This window comes from Pseudomonas sp. Ma2-10, from assembly GCF_054330215.1.
Genome location: NZ_JBTEYL010000045.1, coordinates 1 through 7,643 on the forward strand (window position 1 = coordinate 1; position 7,643 = coordinate 7,643).

General features: G+C 42.3%; 6 protein-coding genes and 1 pseudogene. 1 reads left to right on the forward strand and 6 read right to left on the reverse strand.

Features of this window, described 5'->3' with window-relative positions; all coding sequences use genetic code 11:
- A pseudogene (locus ACXPVS_RS26940) lies at window positions 1-337 on the forward strand (hypothetical protein); the annotation flags it as partial.
- 113 nt (window positions 338-450) lie between these two features.
- On the opposite strand, the gene ACXPVS_RS26945 reads toward ACXPVS_RS26940, so the two are convergent.
- From ACXPVS_RS26945 to ACXPVS_RS26970, 6 genes are all read right to left on the reverse strand, one after another.
- Complete coding sequence (locus ACXPVS_RS26945) at window positions 451-1,656, reverse strand: acyltransferase family protein (RefSeq protein ID WP_458512606.1); 1,206 nt, start codon at window positions 1,654-1,656, stop codon at window positions 451-453.
- Between the two features lie 135 nt (window positions 1,657-1,791).
- Window positions 1,792-2,982: an alginate O-acetyltransferase AlgX-related protein gene (locus ACXPVS_RS26950; protein ID WP_458512607.1), complete on the reverse strand. Its 1,191-nt coding sequence runs from the start codon at window positions 2,980-2,982 to the stop codon at window positions 1,792-1,794.
- A gap of 5 nt (window positions 2,983-2,987) precedes the next feature.
- Window positions 2,988-4,424 (reverse strand): MBOAT family O-acyltransferase, encoded by a 1,437-nt coding sequence (locus ACXPVS_RS26955; protein WP_458512608.1) that lies wholly within the window; start codon window positions 4,422-4,424, stop codon window positions 2,988-2,990.
- A 155-nt stretch (window positions 4,425-4,579) separates the two neighbouring features.
- Entirely contained in the window at window positions 4,580-6,031 is a 1,452-nt protein-coding gene (locus ACXPVS_RS26960) for a hypothetical protein (RefSeq protein ID WP_458512609.1), read from the reverse strand.
- Window positions 6,032-6,082: 51 nt separating this feature from the next.
- Complete coding sequence (locus tag ACXPVS_RS26965; protein ID WP_458512610.1) at window positions 6,083-6,421, reverse strand: EamA family transporter; 339 nt, start codon at window positions 6,419-6,421, stop codon at window positions 6,083-6,085.
- Window positions 6,418-7,410 (reverse strand): glycosyltransferase family 2 protein, encoded by a 993-nt coding sequence (locus tag ACXPVS_RS26970; protein ID WP_458512611.1) that lies wholly within the window; start codon window positions 7,408-7,410, stop codon window positions 6,418-6,420. The genes ACXPVS_RS26965 and ACXPVS_RS26970 overlap by 4 nt, the downstream gene beginning before the upstream one ends.
- Window positions 7,411-7,643 lie beyond the last annotated feature (233 nt).

Below are 7,643 nucleotides of genomic sequence, written 5' to 3' on the forward strand. Positions count from 1 at the left end.
CGTCGGGTCGCATCATGGTGCTGGCTCCTGAAGGAAATCGGGAGCAAAGCATCAAGCTTCAGCTATTCGCTTGGAATGTGGGGTTCATGGAGCGGATACCGTGGAGCGTATGCGGTTATGAGGGCGATGCAGATCGCGTTGCCCTCGGATTACCTATCACTTCAAATAACCACAGAAACTCTGGCAGAGCGTCTATTGGCGCTTGCCAAGAACATCAAGCCCGAGCAGGTCGCCAAAAAGCATACGTGGTCCCAAAATCCCCAAGCCCAAGGAATGGCTGAAGGGAAAGGCTGCGGATGCTCATGTGTTGACTGATCGGGTGCTCAAGGCCCATTAAGGGACACACCTTGAAAGGGCTGGTTGTAACAAGCACTAATGAAGAAAATGTTAGCCTTATGAAGGATTTTCCAATCACCTAAATAGAAGCTAAATGATTGGATTTCATCAAATTTAGTACGGCGATGTTTGTATAAAACCGCCATAGAAAAATATCAAACCCACCAACATTGAAGTGATCGAAATAACTGCGGAAATTTTTCCCGCACGAATGCTAAAAGAGTCGCTAGATGAACTTCTGAATCTCAAAATAGGAACTTCAACTAATATCCGTGTCAGGTAGGCAAGTGCTATAGAGACGGTAACTCCCGCTGTCACAGTAATGGAGATCGGCGCTGGAAAATTTTTAAGTAAATTATATACTGGGTAATGCCAAAGATAAGCCCCATAAGATATGACTCCGAGGAATACCAGTGGTTTGGATTCGAGAAATTTATGCACCAATCCAAGTTTTGATCTGTCTCTGATTGAGTCAATGAGTACAAATGTTAAAATCCAGATGGTGGTTGCGCCGATGGGCGACCACGGTACAAAAAATACAAGTATGAAATAGGCGATAAGCGCTGCACCCGCAATTTTCGAGTCAATACCAAGTGGTCTCACGAAAGCTAAACAGGCACCTATCAGTATCGCCTGACAATGTGTATCGAAGCCAGTATCTAAGCGCACATTGCTCGCGCCATTCAAAATCATAGCTATTAAATAAAAAAACGAAAGAGCAGTAACTGTAAATACTACAGTTTTAGTCTTCTTTTTAGAGGCGAGCCATAATATTACAGGCCATATCAAATAAAATTGCTCCTCCACCGATAATGACCATGTATGCGCCATATATGTTGGCCAGCCTAGAACTGGAAAAGCCATTGTCCAGTTTGTGACGTAGGTAAGGGCTCCAATGGCATTTACCAGGGCACCTGAAGTAGTCAGATAATGAGATGGTATTAAGAATAGTGACAAACAAACAAGTAGCAGCGCGGGTAGCAATCTTGCAACGCGATGCCAGTAAAAAATTGCAAGGGGGCGGCCTTCCTCGATGGACCGCATCAGGACGCAGGTGATTAAATATCCGCTCAAAACAAAGAAAACGTCGACGCCATATCCGCCACCGACCGAAAAACCCGGAACGCCAAAATGTCCAAAAATTACCGAAAGCACTGCAATGCCGCGAAGACCGTCCAATCCTCTCAGATAATCTAAACTGGTGGTTTCTCGCTTTGAGTTAATTACGCTACCAGCTGTATATAGTTTTTTTGCGTTTGGAATAGTTGACGTTTTTTCGAACTGCGGTGGCCCACTAATGTTTTTCTCGCCCGGCATCATTTTTTCTTTCCATTAATCTAGTTATAAACCCAATCTAAAACTTGGTTCTTCCAGGTACGAATAAATTTCAGTTTCTCCATTTAAGGAGCGCGTCCTAACGTAGGGCATTCGAGGTGCTGTGAGTGCAGGTCTTTCTTATTCGACAGCGTTTTTCTGTCTTTCAAGCCCGGGTATGATGTACATGGGATGTCGGGCACCCGTCTCAATAAGGATAAGCATAACAATGTCTGGTCTGTATTGTTCTATTAAATCAGTCCTAAAAAAGCCATCTTGGACATGCGACATGATAACAGTTGTAAAGTGTTCTTTTAACAGTGGGAGCAACTCGGTGCTGAATGAGTCACGTAACAGTAGTAATGTTTTTCCTGACTTCGAGTCTGTATGCAAAATTTGAGGTGCTGTCCAGTCCTGTCGGTCTGACAAAAATATAGTTTTCGACGGGTCATGATGCGGGTAAGTCGCGAACGAGATTCTATCATGGGCCACAAAGTCCGCAATTCCTAACATAAGAGAAAGATCTCTTGGAATATGCTCCGGGGAGAGTTCAGTAGGTACAAAATGCGATAACGGAAGAGGTTTAAGATCTGGGAAATCTTGAGATACGCGGGACATCAGTACGTTGTACGCAATATACGCTCCAAGACCTGTCCAGTGTGTATCATATTCGTCGTATAATTTTTGTCTGTTTTTTTGCTCAATAATTTGCGAGCGAGGGTCGATCAATTGTGTGAAGCCCGCATCATGGGTAGAACTGATGATGTCATCTATTTCTGTAGTGATGCGATTCTTTGGCATCCAAAGTGGTCGATTTTCTTGATATATATCTTCCTTAACGGGGGGCAGCATCATATAAAATTTTATATTTTTGCTGTCTAGATAATTTACTCTCTGCCGAAAACCCGAAACCCAAGTTTGAACGCTTGTAGAGTCAAGTTTTAACTTTCCAGAAATTACTCCCAAGTGATTGCCATCATCATAAAATAGCCATCCGTTCTGACCCACTAATATGCGACTAGATCCAGAGTAACCAAGTTTGTATCTAATAAAGTTGAGCGTGGATATTAAGTATTTCCGAACCGGCAAATTATCTTGCGTAAATGCGTCAAGTTGCTTTGGGAGTTGTTCTAGCTCAATAATAGATTTTGGAATGTGTGGAGGTTCTGCAAGAATTCTATTTTCTATGACAGTGGGCTCTTGAACGCCAAATAACGGAAATAACTGAACGCCTACAATAATTGCAGAAGCTGATAGTATCAGCGGCAACCATGTTTTTTTTCGCCCTAAATATGTTCTTTCAGAGGTTGGACTGCTGTCGATATTATTCATGTCGATCAAAACCGGAAATATAGGAATGGATTTAAAGTGCTACTTGCCAAAAATAAAAGGCTGGCAACAAACCCAATTATAAGCACCGGGCTAGGCAATACATGGACGTTGGCGGAGTCTCTACCGTGCATGCCAGGTTCCGGTGTGCCATGAACTTTTCTTACTGTCAACTTTTCTAAAAGCGTTGGAATGACAGGGAACGACAATACGGATCCGATAATTAATGCTGCTATCGTCTCAGGAGACACCCAAATTGAAAAGCTATTCCAATCAAAAGGAACAGTGCCAACGCCTACCAAGGCCTTTGTGATAGTTGAAGCGGCGCTGAAGTTGTCTGCGCGAAAAAAAATCCAACCGATCATTACGATGAAAAGCGTGTAGGCCCGGGCGATGATAGCGGGGGAAATCTCTAGCCAGCGTTTTAAGATTAAACGCTCCATGACCACGAAAAAACCATGGAACATTCCCCAGAAAACAAATGTCCATGCTGCCCCATGCCACAGACCCGTTACAAAAAATACAATAAGAAGGTTGCGTATAGTTGAAAATTGTCCTCCCTGGCTACCACCTAGGGGTATGTAGATGTAGTCCCGAAACCAAAATGAAAGGGACATGTGCCATCTTCGCCAGAATTCAGTTATTGACTTCGAAGAATAGGGATAGTCGAAATTTTTCGGGAATGTAAATCCCAACATAAAGGCAAGGCCGATTGCCATATTTGAATATCCGCAGAAATCAAAATAAATCTGTAGTGTATAAGCGAGCGTGCCTATCCACGCGATACCCGATGAGATAGTGGTTAAATCAAGGTTAAACAAATGATCAGCAGCTGGGGCAACGGAGTTTGCTATAAGTACCTTTTGGCAAAGCCCGATGATAAAGAATTGTATTCCTAAACCTAACTTTGTGATGCTTACTGATCTAACGCTTAACTCTTTTTGAATGTCGGTGTACCTAACGATCGGTCCGGCCACTAGGTGAGGAAACATCATTACATACGTGGAAAGTCGAGTTAACATTGTTTCAGGGATGATGGTCTTTCTATGTACTTCAATTAAATATGAAATCAGTTGAAATATAAAAAAAGAGATGCCTAGTGGCAGGTGGATGTTGAGTTGCGGGGCCGAAAAGTTTCCGATTTTGGCGGCGATGTCTAAGATAAATTGGCTGTATTTGAATACAGCTAATGCAGCAACGTTTATGCATATCCCTACGGTGAGGCACACCTTTCTATTTTGCCCATTGGCCGTTCCAATGCGAACGCCAACAATAAAATTTACAACTAGTAACGAGGCGAGTAAAAGCAAATAGATGCCTTCTCCCCATACATAAAAAATAGCGCTTCCAGTTAATAGTACGGAGTTTCTAATGCCTGTCAAATAATACAGTATTAGAAAAATCGGTAAAAAATAAAAAATGAAGACAATTGAGCTAAATAACATGCTGGAGTCCGCGTGAGCTACTGGTTTTAATTATTCTTGAGGTGTACTTCTGTTATTAGGTTTTCATGAGTTGGCTCTAAGGGTTTTCCTGGAAAAAAATTAATGCCCATAATGAGCAGAGGCTCAATGACTTTACCCCTGCTCTTCGAATTTCTTTAACTAACGGTTGCTGGTTTTGTCCAGGTTGCGCTCAAAGCTACTATGAGCATAAGGCACATAATTAAAGGGATTGTGGCAAAGAGGTATCTAAAATCAGAGGCGATTGTTGTCGGTACAAAAGACGCGTACATTAAAGCGCTTGAAGCTGTAATCGAAAGTCCAATTAGTTTGAGCGGCTTTGGAATTGTCGACGTCATTCCGATAGTTGCTACTCCGATGAGCGCCAGCAACCAAGAAATATGTTTGTAAAGTGGCCACTCATAAAATGAGCTCGCAATATCATACAAAAGTTGGCTTCTTTTGTTGGTGCCCGAAGCCATTCCGACGCTAGCGAGATAGGTTGGATTTCCTTCGACGCCCACATGGATAGGTAGCGTCCCCGCGACCCCGTGAAGACCTAAAAGTGCTGCATAAGAATTTGCTCTATGCCCCAAGTATGCCGCTGGGTTCTGCTTAATCATTTGAAACCACGCGTGTTTTAGTTCGTTGTGAGGCAAATCCAACCAATCTATTGCTGTTTTACTTCGCTCTAAATAGTCGATTCTGCTGGAATCGTACACTGAACGTACAGCTGTTAATTGCTCTGCGCTGATAGGGTATGCGAAATATGTATTAGGCATATCTGCATTACTCACGATTCCAGCTAGGTCAAATTTCATAATGCTGTTGTAGCCGACGGATTCAAATTTTCCATCTAAACTATTGATAGTTGCCTTTGTTTCGCTTTGAATAAAAATAACTGATCCAATGAAAAGCGATATAATTATTAGTGCTGACAGTATTTTTTTTGTAGGTTTCAGCGACCACGCTGATGCGATAGGGACTAGTAATAATACAGGTGCCATAAATACACCTTGCTGACGAGTTAGATAGCCGCACGCCAATAGAAAGATAGAAAATAAGATAAATGTGATGCGACGAAATGTTGTTCCAGAGCATGCAGCCACACCTAGCGCACATCCCGAAGTCAATAGCGACGCAAATAGCACGTCCTTCCAAACTATTCCGGTGTATATGAAAATAATAGGATTGGCGATAATAAGACAAGCAATAGCTACCCTCCATACGGGGATTTTAGATATACCCTGATCCGCTTTTACTTGAATTGTTGTAATTGCGATCAGTGCGAGTCCTCCGTATAGAAAAATCGCATTGAGAAGTACAATGATTGACGTGGCTATTTCCCCTCCACCGAGCCAGCGCAGTAGTGCTGACATAAAAGGCGGATTGAAGCTTGTCGCTTGACCGGTACTCGCCTCATACAGTTGGATACTAGTATCCATTGAAATTTGACCGGGAACATGCAGTGCAATCGCGGAGCAAGCGATTAAAAATGCTAAAGTCGTAATTAACCAAATTGCAAGATTTGCATCGGTATAGTACAGCGATCGCCAAAAAAATACTTCTTTTTCGGCTGAAATTTGTGAGGCTGTTTCCATAGTCGACATCTTATCCAATCCTGTCTTAAAGTGCGCCCAGTGACGCGAATAAACTACTAATCAAGCCTTTAACGCGACGGTGATTCCCGCGACAATAAGTGCGACTCCAACAAAATACTGAACTTGGAATCTTTCCCCTAGGAAGAAGTGGCTTCCTATAGGGACTAGCACAAATGCGAGAGCCATTAATGGATAGGCTTTTCCGAGTTCGATTTTCTGTAATACCCATATCCATGCAATAGTTGTAATTCCATATAATGCAAGCGCCCAAAATATAATAAACATGGTGCTTGGATCAAAAAAGCTGCCACTTTTATGAAGTGAAGCGGCACTCAATTTAAAGAGTATTTGTCCAGTAGCAATGCCCAACACGCACAGTAACGCTATTATGTATATCATGGTTTATTGCGTTCCGATTTATTAAGATCGTTTGGGTTGTTCTTTCGTTGCAAGTGAAACGGTCTTCTAGGGGCAGACGCAATATCGTATCCTAGAAAAGCAAGAATAAATTGAATTCCAATGATTATTGGTAGTGCGGAAAGCATTACGGTGCCGGCCGGTGTAGGAACGTCTGGTCGAATTGATTCGATCCAATGCGTAAGACCAAAAACCGAACCGCCCAGTAGTAATAGAACGCCTACAGGTAATTCGATTGAAGCTAACGACATATTTCTTAAGTAGTAGTTGTAAAAGATGCGCTTGCCAAGATTGCGAGTATGTTTTATAAGAAACTCTCCAATTATCTTGGATATTTTCAAGTTGCTGACTTCATCTCCATACTTAGCATCCATCGGTACATCTACTACAACGGCGCGCAGTGTATTCAAGCGGAACAACATATCCGTTTCAAAAAAATATCGATTGCTGATCTTCGAGAGCGGTAGGTGACGGGCTACATCTCTGTGTATAGCAGTGTACCCATTTGTGGGATCGAAAAGGTCCCAATATCCCGATGATAGCTTCGTCATAAACGAAAGCACTGCGTTACCAAAAAGACGCATTTTAGGCATCGCTTGAATTTCTTCCAAGTCGAAAAAGCGATTGCCTTTAGTGTAATCCGCTTCGCCTTCGATAATTGGAGAAATGAAATCATATATAAGGGATGGATCCATCTGCCCATCACCATCAATTTTGACCATTATATCCATGCCATCTGCGATGCCAGCACGATATCCAGTCATAACGGCGCCGCCGACACCAAGATTTTTTGGATTTCTTAATATTTTGACTCTTGGATCATTGCAATTTTGCTCAACGAAATCGCCTGATCCATCAGGGCAGCAATCGTCTATTACATATATTTTGCACACCTCTAAGCCAATCTTTTCTATTACACCAAGTATATGTTCGCGAACTTTATAGCTTGGAATCAGCACCGCAATTTGCATTTCTGTAGTAGTCACGTTTCGTCCGATCATCATGATTTTGGTCGATATGTAGAGTTTTAGCGTTCTAAAATGGTGCGAATTGTACATCATTTATCCGTTTTTCCACATGATGCGGGCGAGCAGATTGTTCATTTGGTAATCCCCCCTGAAAAAAGTACTCGTCGGAAGTAGAATTTTCTCCTAATCGGATCAAGGAAATTTTAAGTGAAGACATCGCGTTTTTCGGATAGCCA